General features: G+C 68.1%; 18 protein-coding genes. 4 read left to right on the top strand and 14 right to left on the bottom strand.

Annotation, left to right across the window (positions count from 1 at the left end):
- Positions 1-50 precede the first annotated feature (50 nt).
- Together ACVJ6E_RS06070 and ACVJ6E_RS06065 are read left to right on the top strand one after the other, a co-directional pair.
- A complete protein-coding gene (locus tag ACVJ6E_RS06070) occupies positions 51-281 on the top strand; it encodes a hypothetical protein (protein WP_120267482.1) in 231 nt (76 codons plus the stop codon).
- A gap of 214 nt (positions 282-495) precedes the next feature.
- Positions 496-2,127, top strand: coding sequence for a serine hydrolase (locus ACVJ6E_RS06065; RefSeq protein ID WP_199680990.1), 1,632 nt, complete (start codon positions 496-498; stop codon positions 2,125-2,127).
- On the opposite strand, the gene ACVJ6E_RS06060 is transcribed toward ACVJ6E_RS06065, so the two are convergent.
- Together ACVJ6E_RS06060 and ACVJ6E_RS06055 are read right to left on the bottom strand one after the other, a co-directional pair.
- On the bottom strand, positions 2,124-3,458 hold the full coding sequence (locus ACVJ6E_RS06060) for an SDR family oxidoreductase (RefSeq protein WP_120267480.1): 1,335 nt from the start codon (positions 3,456-3,458) through the stop codon (positions 2,124-2,126). The genes ACVJ6E_RS06065 and ACVJ6E_RS06060 overlap by 4 nt on opposite strands.
- Positions 3,459-3,461: 3 nt before the next feature.
- Entirely contained in the window at positions 3,462-3,929 is a 468-nt protein-coding gene (locus tag ACVJ6E_RS06055) for a DUF2269 family protein (RefSeq protein WP_120268316.1), read from the bottom strand.
- A 165-nt stretch (positions 3,930-4,094) separates the two neighbouring features.
- Here ACVJ6E_RS06055 and ACVJ6E_RS06050 point away from each other — a divergent pair, with 165 nt between their 5' ends.
- Positions 4,095-5,309, top strand: coding sequence for an MFS transporter (locus ACVJ6E_RS06050; protein ID WP_120267479.1), 1,215 nt, complete (start codon positions 4,095-4,097; stop codon positions 5,307-5,309).
- 5 nt (positions 5,310-5,314) lie between these two features.
- On the opposite strand, the gene queF is transcribed toward ACVJ6E_RS06050, so the two are convergent.
- The 9 genes from queF to ACVJ6E_RS06005 form a co-directional block, all read right to left on the bottom strand.
- Positions 5,315-5,782, bottom strand: coding sequence for a preQ(1) synthase (gene queF / locus ACVJ6E_RS06045; RefSeq protein WP_120267478.1), 468 nt, complete (start codon positions 5,780-5,782; stop codon positions 5,315-5,317).
- A 120-nt stretch (positions 5,783-5,902) separates the two neighbouring features.
- Entirely contained in the window at positions 5,903-6,817 is a 915-nt protein-coding gene (locus ACVJ6E_RS06040; protein WP_120267477.1) for a LysR family transcriptional regulator, read from the bottom strand.
- Positions 6,818-6,981: 164 nt separating this feature from the next.
- Positions 6,982-7,794, bottom strand: coding sequence for a class II aldolase/adducin family protein (locus ACVJ6E_RS06035; protein ID WP_067216321.1), 813 nt, complete (start codon positions 7,792-7,794; stop codon positions 6,982-6,984).
- Positions 7,795-7,903: 109 nt separating this feature from the next.
- Positions 7,904-9,229: a TRAP transporter large permease gene (locus tag ACVJ6E_RS06030; protein ID WP_120267476.1), complete on the bottom strand. Its 1,326-nt coding sequence runs from the start codon at positions 9,227-9,229 to the stop codon at positions 7,904-7,906.
- Entirely contained in the window at positions 9,226-9,795 is a 570-nt protein-coding gene (locus ACVJ6E_RS06025; protein ID WP_120267475.1) for a TRAP transporter small permease, read from the bottom strand. The genes ACVJ6E_RS06030 and ACVJ6E_RS06025 overlap by 4 nt, the downstream gene beginning before the upstream one ends.
- Before the next feature lie 104 nt (positions 9,796-9,899).
- Positions 9,900-10,958: a C4-dicarboxylate TRAP transporter substrate-binding protein gene (locus ACVJ6E_RS06020; protein WP_120267474.1), complete on the bottom strand. Its 1,059-nt coding sequence runs from the start codon at positions 10,956-10,958 to the stop codon at positions 9,900-9,902.
- A 59-nt stretch (positions 10,959-11,017) separates the two neighbouring features.
- Positions 11,018-13,393: a xanthine dehydrogenase family protein molybdopterin-binding subunit gene (locus tag ACVJ6E_RS06015; protein WP_120267473.1), complete on the bottom strand. Its 2,376-nt coding sequence runs from the start codon at positions 13,391-13,393 to the stop codon at positions 11,018-11,020.
- Complete coding sequence (locus ACVJ6E_RS06010) at positions 13,390-13,905, bottom strand: (2Fe-2S)-binding protein (RefSeq protein ID WP_120267472.1); 516 nt, start codon at positions 13,903-13,905, stop codon at positions 13,390-13,392. Before ACVJ6E_RS06010 ends, ACVJ6E_RS06015 begins: the two co-directional genes overlap by 4 nt.
- 9 nt (positions 13,906-13,914) lie before the next feature.
- Complete coding sequence (locus ACVJ6E_RS06005) at positions 13,915-14,742, bottom strand: FAD binding domain-containing protein (RefSeq protein ID WP_120267471.1); 828 nt, start codon at positions 14,740-14,742, stop codon at positions 13,915-13,917.
- A 195-nt stretch (positions 14,743-14,937) separates the two neighbouring features.
- On the opposite strand from ACVJ6E_RS06005, the gene ACVJ6E_RS06000 reads away from it, so the two are divergent.
- Entirely contained in the window at positions 14,938-15,612 is a 675-nt protein-coding gene (locus ACVJ6E_RS06000; RefSeq protein ID WP_120267470.1) for a TetR/AcrR family transcriptional regulator, read from the top strand.
- Here ACVJ6E_RS06000 and ACVJ6E_RS05995 read toward each other — a convergent pair.
- The 3 genes from ACVJ6E_RS05995 to ACVJ6E_RS05985 all read right to left on the bottom strand — a co-directional run bounded on the left by ACVJ6E_RS05995 (position 15,585) and on the right by ACVJ6E_RS05985 (position 18,195).
- Positions 15,585-15,986, bottom strand: a complete 402-nt coding sequence (locus ACVJ6E_RS05995; protein ID WP_120267469.1) for a hypothetical protein — start codon at positions 15,984-15,986, stop codon at positions 15,585-15,587. The two genes, ACVJ6E_RS06000 and ACVJ6E_RS05995, sit on opposite strands and share 28 nt — an antisense overlap.
- A 72-nt stretch (positions 15,987-16,058) precedes the next feature.
- On the bottom strand, positions 16,059-17,918 hold the full coding sequence (locus ACVJ6E_RS05990) for a sodium:solute symporter family protein (protein ID WP_120267468.1): 1,860 nt from the start codon (positions 17,916-17,918) through the stop codon (positions 16,059-16,061).
- Positions 17,919-17,928: 10 nt separating this feature from the next.
- A complete protein-coding gene (locus ACVJ6E_RS05985) occupies positions 17,929-18,195 on the bottom strand; it encodes a DUF4212 domain-containing protein (RefSeq protein ID WP_245165075.1) in 267 nt (88 codons plus the stop codon).
- Between the last annotated feature and the right edge of the window lie 25 nt (positions 18,196-18,220).

Here is an 18,220-nt window from a genome sequence, read left to right as displayed (position 1 = left end):
CGGCGTCCGACCTCGAAACGATGGGCCGCATCGGAACCGGGAGACGGCCCTTGCTGCGCGCAATTCTATCGCTGGCGTTTCTCGTTATCTCCGGCTTCTCCGCGCAGCTCTACTATTCGAACCACTTCAAATGGCGCGACTGCTTCAACGAACTGGGCCGGTGCTACGACCCGGAGACGGGCGTCGTCTATCTGGAGCAGAGCGGCGCCATCTGGCTGGCGCTCGCGATTTCCGCGTTCGCGATAGCAGCCTATCAGGCCTGGCGCTGGACACGGCGCTAGTGCCCCCGCCATCCCCTCACGGGCAAGAAGGGGCTGGCAATGCCGGCCGCATGGCTCCAGAAATAGACCTGCGGGCCCGACCGGAGGACCGCAGGAGGAAACGGGCCGCGATCGCGCCGCGCAAGGTGCGGGCGGTCCGGTCCGCACCGGCATTTCAGCCCGCGCCTTTACGCCAGCATGCCGTTTCAGTCGCCGAACGACAAAGGACAGGATCTTGAACTTTCCCCCCATGTCTTTCTTCATCCCGCCTGCCCGCAGCATCCTTGCCCGTACCGCGATTGCCGTGTGCCTGGGCGCCGGCTCGGCCGCCCATGCCGAAACCGCCCTGCCCGCCCTCGGCCTGCCCGATCCGATGCCCGCCCCCGATCAGATGGTCTGGCTCCCGGTGACCCAGGAGAGGATCGATGCGGCGGTGGCGGCGCTCGACGCGCTCAGCACCTCGATGCTGGAGCGCTCCGGCATTCCCGGCCTTGCCGTCGCCGTGGTGCACAAGGGCGAGACGGTCTATGCGCGCGGCTTCGGCAAGCGCGCGGCAAACGGCAATGCGGACGTGGATGCGGACACGGTCTTCCTGCTGGCCTCCCTGTCGAAACCCGTCGGGGCGACCGTGGTCGCCGGGCAGGTCGGGACCGGGCGCATCGCCTGGGACACCCCGGTACGCGCGCATCTGCCACGCTTCGACATGGGCGATCCCTGGGTGAGCGCGCATGTCACCATCGGCGATCTCTATGCCCACCGTTCGGGCCTGCCGGACCATGCGGGCGACGATCTGGAGGATCTCGGCTATGACCGCAAGACGGTGCTGGAGCGGCTGGCCCTGCTGCCGAAGCACCCGTTCCGCGCGCACTACGCCTATACCAATTTCGGGCTGACCGCCGCGGCCGAGGCGGTGGCCGCCGCTGCCGGCACCGACTGGGCGAGCCTATCGGAGGAAACGCTCTACGCGCCGCTCGGCATGACCTCGACCAGCTCCCGCCACGCCGACTACATGGCGCGCGACAACCGCGCCTCCAGCCACATGATCGACGGCGACGGCTACGCCCTCACCGACCTGCGGCAGCCGGACGCGCAGAGCCCGGCCGGCGGCGTCAGCTCGAGCGTCAGCGACATGGCGCGCTGGATGGCGATGGTGCTGGCCGGCGGCGAGGCGAACGGCAGGCAGGTGGTGGACGCCAAGGCGCTGCTGGCGGCGACCTCGCCGCAGGTGATCAGCGGCGCCCCCGGAACGGCGGACGCGCGGGCCGGCACCTACGGGTTCGGCTTCGGCGTGGGAGTTCGCCCCTCGGGCCGGGTGACGATCAGCCATTCGGGCGCCTTCGCGCTGGGGGCCTCGACCAATTTCGTCCTGGTCCCGGATCTCGAGCTCGGCATCGTCGTGCTGACCAACGCCGCGCCGAGCGGCGTCCCGGAAGCGGTGACCGCCTCATTCCTCGACCGTGTGGAACTGGGGATCGAGACGCGCGACTGGCTCGCCGGCTACGGCCCGCGGCTGAAGGCGCTGAGCCGCCCGTCCGGCAGTCTCGTCGGCGTGCAGAAGCCCGCCGATCCGGCCCCCGCGCAGCAGGCCGAGGCCTATGTCGGGCGCTACAACAACGCCTATTTCGGCCCGGCGACGGTGGAAGAGACCGATGGCGACCTGGTGCTGCGCCTCGGGTCCGGACAGGCGCCGCTGGCGATGCAGCACTGGGACGGCGACAGCTTCATCGTGCAGCCGATGAGCGAGAACCAGCCGCAAGGGTCGATCTCGCGCGTCGACTTCTCGCGCACGGCCCCGGCCAGCGCCGCCTCGGTGACCATCGAGCATCTCGACGAGAACGGACTGGGGACCTTCGAGCGGCCGCGCTAGCGGTCGTCGAGGATCGCCAGCGCCACGAGCATCAGCACGATGGCGGGGCCGGTCTTCACCAGCGCGCCGAGCGGCTCGATCCACATGTCCGGCGTCAGCACGGCCGCGCCCGCCATGTAGAAGAGCGACAGGGCGATGCCGGCGAGAAGCCCGGCCCGGCAGCTGCGCCGGGCCGCGATGGCCGCGCCGATGCTCATGTCGGCAAGGCTGGTGACCACGGTGATCGCTTTCGCCAGCAGCGGCGGGAAGGCATGCGCCGTCAGGATCGCCACCGCCGCGTCGAAGGCCACCGTGAGCGCGATCAGCCCCGAGACGAACCAGAAGACGACGAGAATGCCGAGGATCGCCGGCTTCAGCATGTAGAGGCGGGCGAACCAGAGTTCCTGCACGCCGGCGGGATAACGGGCGAGCGCCGCCTCCAGCGACCGGGGCTCAATGCTTGTGGCCGCGACCCAAGAGCCGGGATCGCCGGCAACGCCGCGCCGCATCTCGGCCAGCGCCGTGCTGCGCACGGGCGGTGCCCAGCCGAGACGCGCGGCAAGATCCCCCGCCCTTGCCCCCAGCGACAGGAGCGCACCCGGCAGCCGCCAGCGCGGCGCCGGGCCGCCGATGCGGGCGCGGAATGCCTCCACCACCTCGCCGACGGTGTGCGGGCGGCGCTCCATGATCTCCCAGGTCTCGCGCCAGTCGCGCCGCCCCTCCCCCCACGCATCGGCAAGAAAGGCAATGCTGCGGGAAATGTCGGCGACATCCGTCACGGCGAAGGGGCGCGAGGCTTCCTCCTGCGGCAAGCGGAACGGCACGGCGGCGAGGCCGCGGATCAGCGCGCTGCCGCCATAGGCGACCGGCGCGACGACGAAGCCGGGACGCAGGATCGCGAAGGGAACGGTGCTGTCGGCAATCAGCTGCTCGGCCTCGCGCTTGGTGGCGGAAAAGGCGGTGCGGTCGCTCTCGGGCGCGCCGGGGATCGACAGCTGCACCAAGAGCTGCGGCCGCGCGCCCTCTTGCCCCATCGCGGCGAGCAGACGCGAGACGAAGCCGCCATGCGCGTCGCTTGCGGTGCCCTTGCCCGGCATGTCCTGCAGCACGCCGATGCAGTTGACGAGGATATCGACATTGCGCCCGGCCAGCAGGGCGGCAAGGCCGCGCGCGTCCAGATCGACCAGCGGCGCCTCGACGGCAGCCTCCCCGAGCGCGGCTTTCTGTGCGCGGGTAAAGCGGCGGGCGAACGCCGCGACCGGGAAGCCCCGGTCCATGAGATCGAGCGCGACGGCGTGGCCGATCAGGCCGGAGGCGCCGAGAACGGCGATGGTGGGAGCAGCGGCGGCCATCGGTCAGATCTCCGGTTTTGCGATCATCAGCCAGAGGATCGCCGCGACCGAGCCGAAGCCGGGAAAGCCGAAGACGAACCAGATGCGAAACAGGCGGTGATAGGCGGCGGGAAGCGGCGCGCCCTCAGCGGCGGCACCGCGCGCAAGATCGCGCATGCGCGCCTGGATCCACACCACCGGCAGCCAGAAGACGCCGGCGACGAGGTAGAGCCCCAGCGACAGAGCGATCCAGCCGTCGGTGAAGGCGTATCCGCTCTCGCGCATCAAGAGATAGCCGGTCACCGGCTGCACCGCGACGGCGGTGGCGGTGAAGAGCTTGTCGGCCAGCACGACCACCGCCGAGGTCTCGGCGATAAAGGCAGCGCTGCGGGAGCGATGCGCCATCAGCATGAAGAAGGCGATGCCGGTGCCCGTGCCGAGAATGACGATGGCGCCGAGGACGTGGAGATACTTGAGCAGCAGATAGGTCACGGCGGACGGCCCCAAGAGGACGGGTTTTCCTCTTCGCATCCACAGCAGGCGGGATCAACCCGTTAGCTGGCCGCAAACAGCCCCCCCCGCCCGCTCGCAAATCGGGTCGAGCCCGCCGGGCGCCCCTCGTTAAGGTCGCGCGCAACACCGCCAACGGAGCCTTCCATGCGCGCCCTCGACCGACTTGTCGCCTCGTCCTACGGAATGAACATCGCCGACCAGATCGCGCTGGTCGCGGTGCCCATCGTCGCCGCGACCGCCTTTGGTGCCGGCGCCAGCACCATCGGGCTGCTGGTCGCCTGCCAGTCGATGGCGCATCTGGTGGGCAGCCTCCCCTTCGGCGTTCTGGTCGACCGCATCCAGCCGCGCAGCGCGGTGCTCGCCTCGGCGGTGCTGTCGCTCATGGGCTTTGCGGCGGCGGCCCTTGCCATCGCTGCCGGAGAGATCCTGCCCTTTGCCGGGGCGATCGCGCTCGCCGGCCTCGGCATCGTGCTCTACGGACTGGCGAGCCTGTCGATCCTGCCGCGGATCGTGACGCAGGGCGAGCTCACCAGCGCCAACGCAGCGATCTCCCTGCCCCGCTCGGTCGCCTCGCTGGCCGTGCCGCTCGCCCTCGGACTGGCGCTCGACCGGGCGGGCGCTGCCGCCGTGTTCTGGGCAGCGGCGGCCTGCGCGCTGTCGGCGCTGGTGCTGACGGTGCGCCTGCCGGTCTTTCCCTTGCGCCCCGTGCAGCGCGAGGCGCTGGCGGTCCGGCTGGCGAAAGGCGCCGGCTTCGTGCTGCGCCACCCGATGCTGCTGCCGATCACCTTCTGCGCCGTGTTCTGGAACTTCGCCTTCTCGATGCTGGTGGTGCTGGCCGTCCCGGTGATCACCCAAGCACACGGTGGCGAGGCGACGCTCTTTGCCGGTGCGATGGCCGCCTTCGGTCTCGCCTCGGTCGCCGGCATCTTCGTGGCCGGACGCCTTGCCAACCGCATCGCCCCGCGCGTCGTGCTGATGTTCGGCCCCGGCAGCTCGGCCATCGCCGCCTTGATGCTTCTGGTGCTGCCGCAAGGCGATCCAGGTCCGCTGCTGCTCACCGCCTTTTTCGTGCTCGGCTTCGGCCCGTCGATGTGGCTGGTGACACAGAACACGGTGCGCCAGCTGGTGACGCCGGCGCAGATGCTGGGGCGGGTCAACGCGGTGATCCAGACGGCGATCTACGGCACGCGGCCGCTCGGCGCACTGGCGGCCGGCGCCATCGGCACGGCCTTCGCCCCGCAAACCGGGCTCGTCGTGGTCGCGGCCCTCTTCGCCCTCTCCTTCGCCGTGGTGCTGGCCAGCCGGCTGACGACGGTCACCGACTATGGCGCGCTGGCGCTGGCGGAGGAGACGGCCTAGTCCGATCAGCCCCGGCCGCGATAGGGCGGCACGCCCTGGTCGGGGATCCACACATCAGCGGGCGCCGGGCCGGTCTGGTAGAAGACATCGATGGGAATGCCGCCGCGCGGATACCAGTAGCCGCCGATGCGCAGCCAGTCCGGCGCCAGCAGGTCGACGAGCCGCCGGCCGATGCTGACCGTGCAGTCCTCGTGGAAGGCGCCGTGGTTGCGGAACGAGGTGAGGTAGAGCTTCAGCGACTTGCTCTCCACCAGCCAGCCGGACGGCAGGTAGTCGATGACCAGATGTGCGAAATCGGGCTGGCCGGTCATCGGGCAGAGCGAGGTGAATTCCGGCGCGGTGAAGCGCACGGCATAGCGCACGTCCGGCTGCGGATTGGGCACCCGCTCCAGCACGGCGTCCTTCGGGCTTGCCGGGATCTCGGTCGCGCTGCCGAGCTGGGTCAGGCCGGAATAGATATCCTTGTCGCTCATCGCACACCGTCCATCGCTAGAAAGCGTTGAGGGAAACCGGCCGCTGCCGGCGCCCTCCGTGTATCACCGCGCGAGAAACGCGGCAAACCGGGCGGGGCTCTTGCGGGATATGGGACGGGATCAGGGCACCGACCAGGGCGGGACGCGGAAGGTCTCGACCAGATAGTCGATGAAGAGACGCGCGCGCGGCAGGAGCTGGCGCTCGGGCAGGTAGACCGCGTGAAAGGCGGTATCGTCGCGCACCTGATACTCGCTCAGCAAGGGCACCAGATCGCCGCGCGCGATGGCGGGATTGGCCAGATGCTCGGCCATGCGCATGACGCCGTGGCCGGCAAGGCAGATCTGCACCAGCGACAGGCCGTTGGCGCTGCGGAAGTCGCCCTCCACCGCCACGGTCTCCACCGCGCCATCGACGAGGAACGGCCAGCGGTTGAGATGACCGCGCCGCCCCTCCCACATCAGGCAGTTGGCCCCGGCCAGGTCGCGCGGATGCGCGATGGGCCCGTGCGCGGCGAGATAGGCGGGCGCGGCGACGACGACCCGCTGCAGGTCGCAGAGCTTGCGGCTCATCAGCGAGGAATCCTCCAGCCGCCCCATGCGCACGGCAACGTCGATGTTTTCCTCGATGAGATTGGCGAAGCGGTCGGTCAGCGACAGGGCGAGGGTCAGGCCCGGATGCCGCTTCAGGAAGTCGGGAATGCGCGGCACGATCTGATCGGTGCCGAAGGCGATGGGCGCGCTGACGCGCAGCTCGCCGGCCGCCGCCCGCGTGGCGGAGGACACCTCCCCTTCCGCCGCCTCCACCGTGTCGATGGCGCGCACGCAGGCCTCGAAATAGGTCTGCCCCTCGTCGGTGAGCCTGTGCCCCCTGGTCGAGCGGTGCAGCAGCTTGACGCCGAGCCGCTTTTCCAGCCCCGAAACGCTCTGGCTGACGAAGGGCTGGCTGACGCGCAGCATGTCGGCGGCATGGCGAAAGCCCCCCGCCTCGACGACCGCGCGGAACACCCGCATTTCCAGCAAGCGATTGTCCTTCATGCCCCGTCCATGTCCCCCTCGCCGCCCCCCTCAGGCAGCGGGACACACTAGCAAGGCGGGCGGGCGGCGTCAGCCGGGAGACAAAAAAAGACGGCCGGGCGCACGGGACGCACCGGCCGCTGAAGCGGTGTAAACAGGGGACACAATCGCCCGTCGAACATGTCTCAGTCGAACATGTCCGGGCAATCCTGGACCAGCTGGTCCCAGATGGTCTGGAAATGCAGCCAGCCGATATATTCGCTGCCGACATGCTCGCGGCTGTAGCGGGCGCGGTCCTCGCGGATGTAGATCGGCGGGATGCCGGCGGCGGCAATCGCCAGCTGCTGCTGGCAGCAGCGCTCCAGTGCGATGAACCAGAAGGCCGCCGCCTCGATGCTGTGGCGGCTCGCCGTCAGCAGGCCGTGGTTCTGGTGGATCGCCGCCTTGACGCCCTTGAAGGCGGTCGCGACGTTGGACCCGGCATGGTTCTCGACCGCGACCGCACCGGCCTCGTCGCCGATGATGACATGGTCCTCGAAGAAGGCGCAGGCATCCTGGGTGATCGGCTCGATGGGCCGGCCGAGCGCGGCATAGGCGGTGCCGTAGACCGTGTGCGCATGGCACATGGCGATGATGTCGGGATGCGCCTCGTGCACATTGGCATGCAGGACGAAGCCGGCGCGGTTCACCGCATGGGTGCCCTCGATGACATTGCCTGCATGGTCGACGAGGATCAGGTTCGACATCTTCACCTTGTCGAAGTGGATCGCCATCGGGTTGGTCCAGTAGAGCTCCGGACGCTCCGGGTCGCGCACCGTCAGGTGGCCGGCGAAGCCGTAGTCGAAGCCCTGCTGGGCGAAGGCGCGGCAGGCGCCGACCAGGCGCTCCTTGCGGTGGCGGCGCTCTTCCTCGACGCTCTCGAACGAGGGCTCGTACGGAAAGATCAGGCCTTCCTGCTCCGGCTGGTAGATCGAAACCCGTCCCTTGAGATCCAGCATGTCGTTCCCTCCTGAAGGCCGGCGAAACCCCGGCTCGCATATCTCCCCTTCTGGCTCGCATGCCCACCGAAACGGGTCAATTCCGCCCCGGTGATAACTGTTATCGCCCTCACACGAGGGCGAGCGTCAGGTAGGGAAACAGCGCGATCAGCGCCAGCGAACCGAGCATGACCAACATGAACGGCACGGTGCCGAGAAAGATCTGCTCCACGCCGACGCTCGGATCGGCCAGCGTGTTGTGCACCGTGAAGACGGAGATGCCGAAGGGCGGCGTCAACAGCCCGATCTCCACCGCGATGACGGTGACGATGCCGAAATGGATGAGATCGAAGCCCATCGACTGGGCGATGGGCGCGGCGATGGGCACCATGATCAGCAGGATCGAGCTGCTGTCGAGGATCATGCCGAGCAGCAGCAGCAGCACGACATAGAGCACGAGGAAGCCGTAAGGGCCGAAGCCGCTCATGCGCACCACGTCGCCGATGGCGTTGGGAATGCCGGCGACCGACAGCATGCGGCTGTAGAAGCCGGCCGCGATGAGCAGGATCAGGATGCCGACGGACACCGTGCCGGTCTGCTTCAGGACCTCCCAGATGCGGTGGCGGTCGAGCTTGCGGCGGGCAAGCGCGATGACCAGCGCGCCGAAGGCACCGACGCCGCCGGCCTCGGTCGGGGTGAAGAAGCCGCTGTACAGGCCGCCGAGCACGAGGACGACGAGCATCAGGATCGGCAGCAGCTTGACCGCGATCTCGCGCCCGCCCATTTCGCGCTCGCGGGCGGCGGTGCGCGCGGCGGCGGCGGACGGATCGGTGAAGACGAAGGCGGGACGGAAGCGGGCGAGCAGCATGATCACCGCGACGAAGCCGAGGGCGAGCATCACGCCCGGAATGACGCCGGCGACGAACATGCGGCCGATGGAGACCTCGGCGAGCACGCCGTAGATGATCAAGAGCAGGCTCGGCGGGATCAGCATGCCGAGGACGGAGCTGCCGGCGACGGTGCCGGCGGAAAAGCCCGCGCGGTAGCCGTGGCGGCGCATCTCCGGCACCGCGACGCGGGTGAAGACGGCGGCGGAGGCGATGGAGACGCCGGTGACGGCGGCAAAGACCGTGTTGGCGGCAACGGTGGCAACGCCCAGCCCGCCGGCGATGCGCCGCAGCAGGCTTTCGGCGACCTCGAACGTGTCGCGCCCAACATTGGAGACGCTGACCAGGAGCCCCATCAGCACGAAGAGCGGGATGGTGGCGAAGAGATAGTCGGCGATGCCGTTATAGGCGGTGATCGACAGGAGCCGCATAGCGAGCTCGAAATTGTCGCGGATGATCCACACGCCGGCAAAGGCGACGGCGAACAGCGCCACCGCGATCTGCATGCCAAGGAGCACCAGGAAGATGAGCGCGGCGATCAGCAGGACGCCGATGGTCAGGGCGGTCATGGACGGGCCTTCCGGTAGGCGGCGAGATGCGAGGCGGCGACCGCGATATAGGCGGCAACGGCAAAACCCGAGCCGACGACGATGATGGCGCGGAACGGCAGGGTGGGAATGGTGAAGACGCCCTGGACGCCGAAATACTCGCTGCCGCGCCAGGCGCCGACGGTGTCCGGCCAGGCGGAACAGAGGATCGCCAGGAAGACGGCGGCGCCGACCAGCGAGAACAGCGCGTCGACCAGCGCCATCAGGCGCGGCGTCGCGCGCTCCAGCCCGCGCACGAAGAAGTCGGCCCGGGTCATGCGGCCGCTGAGAATGGCGGAGGCGACCTGCAGGAAGACGATGGCGACGACCGAGCGGGCGCAGACCTCGGCGACACCGGTGATCGGGGCATTGAGCAGGTTGCGGCCGACGACATCGGCGACGATGGCCAGCATCATCGCGAAGATCCATACGGTGCCGATGGCGGCCAGCGCATTGGCGGCAAGGGCCAGCGCGGCGGCGCCCGGCACCCCGGCGCTTACCGGCGGCGCGCTCGCCTCGCCGGCCTCCAGGTCGATTTCCTCAGCCATCGTCTCCCCCGCTGGCTTTTCCCGCATGCAACGTCCCGCCCCCCGGCAAGCAAGTCCCGCCCGGCAAGCGGCCGGGCGGGACGATCATCGCAGCACCAAGGATATTACAGGCCCTCGTCCCATGCGCGCAGCGGCTCGACACCGCGCTCGCGCAGGGCCGCAAAATAGGCCTTCAGCACGGTCTTCGCCGGCTCGCCGCCGGTCGCCAGCCACGGCTCGACGATGTTCGGCAGGTTGTTCACCCACTTGCGCTTCTCCTCCTCGGGAAGCTCGCGGATCTCCAGGCCCGCCGCCTGCATCTCGGTGATGGCGGTGGTCGCCTTCTCCGTGACATAGGCGCCGTGACGCTTGGAGGTCTCCTTGCCGGCGGCGCGGAACGCCGCCTGCACGTCCTCCGGCAGACCGTCGAAGAAGCTCTTGTTGACGGCGATGCCGCCGAAATACATCGAGCCGATGCCGACGCGAGTGAGCTTGGGCGCGACCTCGTAGACGCGGGTCGGCAGGATGCCCGAGGCAAACGACAGCGTGCCCTCGGTCACGCCGGTCTGGATGTTGGTGTAGTAGGTGGTCAGCGCGCCATCGACGGGCGTGGCGCCGGTGTCGCGCAGCCAGTTGGCCGAGGTGCCCGGCGCGTTCAGCTTGCGGTTCTGCAGGTCGGCGAGGCTGTTGACCTCGAACGTGGCATAGATGTCGTAGCTGTCGGTGATCAGCGACGACAGGTGCACCATGTTCTGCTCGGCCCAGCTGTCGCGCAGCTCGGGGAGTTCGTCGGTGAGCTTGTCGAAGATCTCGATCAGGAGCTCATGGTCGCCGGTGGCGAAGGGCGTGAAGTAGGTGACGTTCTGGAGCGGCATGGTGGCGCCTTCCCAGACCGTGCCGACCATGCCGACATCGACGATGCCGTCGCGCACCGCCTCGCGGGTGTCGGTGAACTTGTAGAGCGTGCCGCCGTAGGACTCGACCCAGTTGACCTTGTAATCGCCCTTTTCGGCGAGCAGGCGGTCGACCTCCGGCTGGAAGCCGTTCTTCATCGCCCAGGCCCAGATATTCGCTTCCGGATGGCTGGAGCCGATGTTGACGGTGATGGTCTGCTGGGCGCTGGCCGGAACGGCGAAGACCGTTCCCGCGAGCGCGGCAGCCACGATGAGATGCTTGAACTTCATGGTCTTCCTCCCCAGTTCGGCCCCGTCAGCGGACGAAGCCCGGCACCCTTGAGGGCGCGTTACACAGCCCCGAGCGCCGCCAGGATCCTGGCCGGCGTGAAGGGCATTTCGGTCACCCGCCCCCCCAACGGGCGCAATGCGTCGTTGATGGCGTTCATCACGGCCGCCGGCGCGCCGGCGGTGCCGGCCTCGCCCGCGCCCTTGGCGCCGAGCACGGACTCCTTCGTCGGCGTCTCCACATGGCCGATGACCATGTCCGGCATCTCCGCCGCCATCGGCACGAGATAGTCCGCCATGTTGGCGTTGAGCAGCTGGCCGTCCTCGTCGTAGTGGCACTCCTCGTAGAGCGCCCCGCCGATGCCCTGGACGATGCCGCCGCGGATCTGCTCGTCGACCAGCCGCGGATTGATCACCCGGCCGCAATCCTCGACGCACCAGTGCTTCAGGAGCTTGACGAAGCCCGTCTCCGTGTCGACCTCGAGATAGCTCGCCTGCACGCCGTTGGTGAAGGCGAAGGGATAGTCCGAGGTGATGAAGTGGCGGGTCTGCACCAGCTCGCGCGGCAGGCCCTTGGGCAGCGTGTCGCCGCGGAAATAGACGATGCGACCGAGCTCCTCCAGCGGCATGCGCGCCTCGCCCGTGGCCTTGTCGGTCACCGCACCGTCGACGATGTCGAGCCCGTCGGCCGAGGCCTGCAGCATGGAGGCGGCAACGGTGAGGATGCTCTCCTTCAGCGCAAGGCCGGCCTGAAGCGCGGCCTCGCCGCCGATGCCAGCGCCGCGCGAGGCCCAGGTGCCGCCGCCATAGGGCGTCGTCTGGGTGTCGCCGGTGATCACCTTGACCCGCTCGACCGGCACGCCGACCGCCTCGGCGACCACCTGCGCCAGCATCGCCTCGGTGCCCTGGCCCTGCTCGGTGACGCCGGACATGGCAACGACGCTGCCGTCCGGGTCCATGCGCACGGTGCAGCCGTCCTGCGCCGAGATGCGCGCGCCGCCGATGCCGTACATGAACGGGCTCGGATTGGTCAGCTCGATGAAGCTGGCGATGCCGATGCCGCGATAAATGCCCTTCTCGCGCAGCGCCGCCTGCTCGGCCCGAAGGCCCTCGTAGTCCATCAGCTCCAGCAGCTTGGCGAGCGAGGCGTGATGCGACAGGCCCTCGAAGCGCATGTTGGCCGGCGAGGTGTAGGGATAGGCATCGTCCGCAATCAGGTTGCGGCGGCGGATCTCGACCGGATCCATGCCCAGCGCTTCGGCCGCGAAGTCGACGAGCCCTTCGGTGATCGCCGCGGCGATGGGATGGCCGACGGCGCGATACTGGCAGGTCGGCGTCTTGTTCTGCAGAACCACCGTGGTGCGGGCGCGGTAGGCGGCGAAGTCGTAGGGGCCGCCGCACAGGTTGACCACCTGGTTGCCCTCGATGGCCGAGGTGCGCGGATAGACCGAATAGGGGCCGATGCCGGTCCAGTCGTCGACGTCGATGGCAAGGATCTTCCCCTCGCCGTCGACGGCGATGCGCGCGTCGATCTCGTGGTCGCGGGCATGGATGTCGGTGGCGAAGCTCTCGACCCGGTCGGCGATGAACTTGACCGGCCGGCCCATTGCCCTCGCGATCGCCGCCGTCGCCATCTCGTCGGGATAGACGTGGACCTTGATGCCGTAGGAGCCGCCGACATCGCCGCAGATCACCCGGACCTTGCCCTCGGGCAGGTCGAGATGGCGGGCGATGATGCTCTGCATCATGTGCGGCGCCTGGGTGGAGTGATGGACCGTCATCTGGCCTTCGGCCGGATTGTAGTCGGCAAGGATCGAGCGCGGCTCGAGGCAGACGCCGGTGTGGCGGCCGGTCTTGAAGCTGGCCTCGACCACCGTGTGCGCCTCGGCGAAGACCTTGTCGACCTCGCCCTGCTCGTGCAGGCGGCGGAAGGTGAGGTTGTCGCCGAGCTCGGGATGAATGAGCGGCGTCGCCTCATCGAGCGCGGTGCGAATGTCGGTGACGACGGGAAGCGGCTCGTACTCCACCTCCACCAGCGCCGCCCCGTCCTCGGCCGCCGCGCGGCTGTCGGCGACGACCGCGACCACCGCCTCGCCGGTCCAGGTGACCCGGTCGATGGCGAGCGCATGCTGGGGCGCCGACTTCAGCCCCTTGAGATGGGCGAGCACCGCCACCCAGGGCGTGCAATGCTCGGCAAGCTCGGTGCCGGTGAAGATGCGGCGCACGCCGCGCACGGAGGCGGCGGCCTGCGTGTCCACCGACAGGATGCGCGCATGGGCATGGGGGCTGCGCACGAAGGCGACATGCAGCATGCGCGGCAGCACGATGTCGTCGACATAGCGCCCGCGCCCTTCCACCAGGCGGCGGGCATTGGGGCGGGGAACCGTGCGGCCGATATAGCTGTTGGGGCGGTCGGGGTTGCCGAAATTGATGGTCATGCCGAGACCTCCTCAGCCCGCGCGCGGGAACCCGCGACGGTCTCGATGGCATCGACCACCGCCTCGTAGCCGGTGCAGCGGCAGTAGTTGCCGGAAATGTGCTCGCGGATCTCCTCGCGGCTGGGCTGACCGCCCTGCCCCAGGATGTCGGCGGCGGCAAACAGCATGCCCGGCGTGCAGAAGCCGCACTGCAGGGCGTTGCGCTCGACGAAGGCCGCCTGCAGGTCGGCAAGCGCGCCGGTCTCGGTCAGGCCCTCGACGGTCCACACTTCGGCACCGTCGAGCTGGGCGGCCAGCATGAGGCAACCGCGCACGATCTCGCCGTTGACCTGCAGCGTGCAGGCGCCGCAGACCCCGTGCTCGCAGCCCGCATGGGCGCCGGTGAGGCCGAGATCGAGGCGGAGGAAGTCGACGAGATGGCGGGAGACGTCGACACGGGCGTCGACCGGCTCGCCGTTGACGGTGAGCGAGATGTCGACGCGGGTGGGAAAGCTCTGCGCTGTATCGGACATGTCGGACCTTCAGGAACGTGTCGCGGCAAGGGCGCGGCGCAGCAGCACCCGCGCCAGATGGAGACGGACGGCAGCCGGGGCATGGACGTCGTCGAGCGGTTGCAGGTCGCCCTCAAGCAGCTCGGCCGCCTCGTCCGCAGAAGCGCCGCGGTCGATGGCGGCCATCGCGCCGGTGGCCAGGACCGGCGTCGGCCCGACGCCGAAGAAGGCGGCGCGGACACCGGACGGGCGGTCGACCAGAACGATGCCGGCAAGCGCGTAGTCGCCCGACCGGCGCGCCAGCTCCATCGTGGTCTGGCGCTCGCCCGCCATCGCCACCGGCACCTCGACGGCGACGATCATCTCGTCCTCGGCAAGATCGGTGGTGAACAGGTCGATGAAGAAGTCGCCGGCCCGCACGCGCCGCTCGCCGGCAGGGCCGCGCAGCACGATCTCGGCATCCAGCGCCAGCATGCAGGCAGGCAGCTCGGCTGCAGGATCGGCATAGGCGAGCGAACCGCCGATGGTGCCGCGATTGCGGATCGCCGCATGGGCGATCAGGGGTGCGGCCTGCGCAATCGCCGGCACATGGCGAGCGACGAGGTCGGAGGTGGCGAGCTCCCGGTGACGGGTCAGCGCGCCGATGCGCAGGCGCTCGCCGACGAGCTCGATGCCCGACAGTTCGGCAACGCCGTTGATGTCGATAAGGGACGTTTCGCCGGCCAGTCGCAGATTGAGCGATGCAACAAGGCTCTGCCCGCCGGCAAGGATGCGCGCCTCGCCCCGCGACTGCTCAAGCAGGGAAATGGCGTGAACAAGATCGTTCGCCCGGATGTACCCGGCCGCTGCGGCTTTCATCTCGATTTCCTCCCCCGCGCCGCCATGGCGACCCGGCCCTTTCCCCCCGGAAAGGTTGTCCCGGATCGGCGGCACACTCTTATTGATCAAATGATCTATTGCGGCCGGAGAAATTGCAAGAGAAAACTTGACGGAGCGGTTTCCGCCCTCAACAAGAGGTCAGCCCAGAAATTCTGCCCCGAAGAGCGCAGCACGATGACAAAAGCTTCCCCTTCCGCAGGCGATCGCAAGCGCCTGTCCCCCGAAGAGCGACGGGCGATGATCCTGGCCGGCGCGACGGCCTACTTTTCCGAAGTGGGGCTGGAAGGAAACACGCGCGAGCTGTCGAAGCGGCTCGGTGTCACGCAGTCGCTGATCTTCAATTATTTCAGCACCAAGACCGACCTGCTGGAGGCGGTCTATCGCAGCGTCTATCTCGACCGGATCTCGCCGGACTGGCCGGCGCTGATCGCCGACCGCAGCCGCTCGATCCACGACCGGGCGCTGACCTTCTACCGCGAATACACGCAGGCGATCTTCAGCTACGAATGGATGCGCATCTTCATGTTCTCCGGCCTCGCCGGCGCGGAGCTGAACCGGCGCTACCTGGAACATGTCAGCGGGCTGCTGTTGCGTCCGTTGATGGAGGAGTTCCGCCACGCCGCCCCCGGCCCCCGCAAGCCGGAGATGGAGGACATCTGGAACCTGCACGGCGGGATCATCTATATCGGCATTCGCCGCTACGTCTATCAGGTGCCCTGCCCCGACGACCAGGATCCGGCGATCTGCGCCGCGATCAGCCGCTTCGTCGATGCCTTCGACATCCCTTGCCCGAGCACGGAGAACCTGCCGGCCCGCAACGCTCAGGCCGCCGACATCACCACCAGGTAGATGAGGATGAACAGCGGCGGCACTTCGAGGAAGGCGTCGCCGAACAGGAACAGCTTCAGCAGGAAGAACAGGAAGGCCGAGTAGAGGCACGCCGCGAAGGGCATCAGGAAGCCCGGCGTGATCGGCGCCGTGAGCGCCAGCAGCGGATCGGTCAGCTTCCTCAGCACCACGAAGAAGGTGAGATCGCGGTCCGAGCCGACGAAGAACTCCAGCACCCCTCGCGAGAACAGGAAGGCGGCAAGCCCGGTCAACGCATAGGTTCCGCCCAGGAAGATCGCCACTTCGGCAGGAGCGCCGGCGACCATGAAGGTGACGAGGGCGAGCAGGTAGGTGGCGATGAGCAGAAGAACGCCGCCGAACGCGGAAGCTGGCATGAATGTCCGTCCCTTCGAGGATAAAAAAGCGCAGGGCCCGTGGGCCCTGCGCCTTGTTCTATAGCCGCTTTGTCAGTGGCCTTGAACCATCATCGTTCCGCCCTTGGGCAGGCGCAGACGATCCACGAAGTCCTGCATCTCCTGACTGGGCTCCGGCGTGATCAGCGACACCACATAGGTGACGACGAACGCGACCGGGACACCGAAGACGCCGGCGGAGATCGACGCCACGCCGAACCACGAGATCTCGTCGCCCGTGCCCTTGACGAAGTCGAAGCCGTACACGTTGCCGATCAGGTAGTACATCGTGACGCAGAAGCCGGACGCCATGCCGAGCACGCCACCGAGCGTCGTCGTCCGCTTCCACCACACGCCCATGACGAGCGGGGCGAAGAGGCCGGCAGCCGCGATCGAGAACGCCCACGCCACCATCGACAGAATGTCGGACGGCTTGGTGCGCGCCAGGAAGGCCGCCGCAAGCGCGACCACCACAAGCAGGATCTTGGCGACCAACAGGCGGCGCTTGGCGTCCGCATTCGGGTCGATCATCTTGTAGTAGACGTCGTGCGACAGGGCGTTGGCGATGGCCAGCAGCAGGCCGTCGGCGGTCGAGAGCGCCGCGGCGAAACCGCCGGCACCGACGAGACCGACAACCCAGATCGGCATGCCGGCGATCGACGGGGTCGAAAGCACGATCATGTCGTTGTTCAGCTTCAGCTCGGTATACGGGAAGCCCGTTGCGAACCCCTTGGCCTCGCAGGCCGCCTGAATCGCCGCGACGGTTTCCGCCTTCACGCCGCAGATCGTCACCAGCTGGTGACCGGCGATCGAGCCCCACTGGATCATCCACTGCGGAATGGCGGAGAAGGCGAGCTGGTAGTTCGCCTCCGCGCCGGCACCCACGAAGAGACCCATCAGGTTGAACTTCGAGAAGGCCGCATAGGCGGGAGCCGTGAAGTACAGCAGGAAGATGAAGAGCAGCGACCAGCCCACCGACTTGCGCGCCTCACGAACCGTCGGGGTCGTGAAGAAGCGCATGAGGATGTGCGGCAGCGAGGCCGTACCCACCATCAGGCAGAAGATCAGGAAGAAGTAGTCCTGGGCGCTGTAGGTCTGGAACGGCGCGACGTGCGTCCGCGTGACCTCCAGGAGCCGCTCGTACTCCGCGATCTGCGACAGGGCGCCGCCGTAGGTCAGCTGCGGCACCGGAATGCCGAACTGCACGGTGGACATCCAGATCGCCGGAAGCAGGTAGGCGACGATCAGCACGATGTACTGAGCCACCTGCGTCCAGGTCACCGCCTTCATGCCGCCCAGCATCGAGCAGACGAGAATGCCCGCAAGACCGGCGAACACCGCATAGCGGAAGTCGATGCCGAGGAACTGCGAGGCGATGATGCCCGAGGCGTAGACCTGCGCCGTGATGTAGGTGAACGAGCAGCAGAACAGCACGACGATGCCGACGAGCCGGGCCATGTTGCCGCCGTAGCGGGTGCCCAGGAAGTCGGGCACCGTGTAGGCGCCGAACTTGCGCAGGTAGGGTGCCAGAAGCACGGCCACCAGCACGTAGCCGCCGGTCCAGCCCAGCACGAAGGCGAGGCCGTCATAACCCAGCACGAAGAGCGTGCCGGCCATGCCGACGAAGGACGCGCCGGACATCCAGTCCGCGCCCGTCGCCATGCCGTTGTAGATGGCAGGCACCGAGCGTCCGGCGACGTAGTATTCCGCCACCTGCGCCGTTCGCGACATGATGCCGATGAACGCGTAGATGCCGATCGTGGCGGCCATGTAGCACCACAGGATGAACCTGTCGGGCACGCCGATCATGGAGAAGATCGCCATCAGGACGACGAAAGCGGCAAAGCCGCCGACGTAGATCCCGTAGATCTTCCCGAGGTTGTCGGTGAAATCACCCTTCATGGAAAGTGCCATTGGATCCCCCTCAGTCTTCGGCGACGCCGAATTCCTCGTCGATCGCATTCTGGCGCGAAGCGAACCAGAAGATCTGGATGACGAAGACGATGAGCGACCCCTGCGCGGCCATGTAGAAGCCGAGCGGGAAGCCAAGGATCACGACGTCGTTCAACGCCGTCACGAAGAAGTGGATGAAGAAGCCGAAGAACGCCCAGATGGCCAGCGAAACCCACATCAGGTTGCGCGTCTTGGACCAGTGCGCCTCCGCCACTTCCGGTGGCAGTTTCTCGGTCAAAACAAATCCTCCCACTGAATGCACC

This window comes from Stappia sp. G46H5W (genome assembly GCF_058448995.1).
Note: the sequence above shows the minus strand (reverse complement) of the source record. Positions and strands in the feature narration are given on the sequence as shown.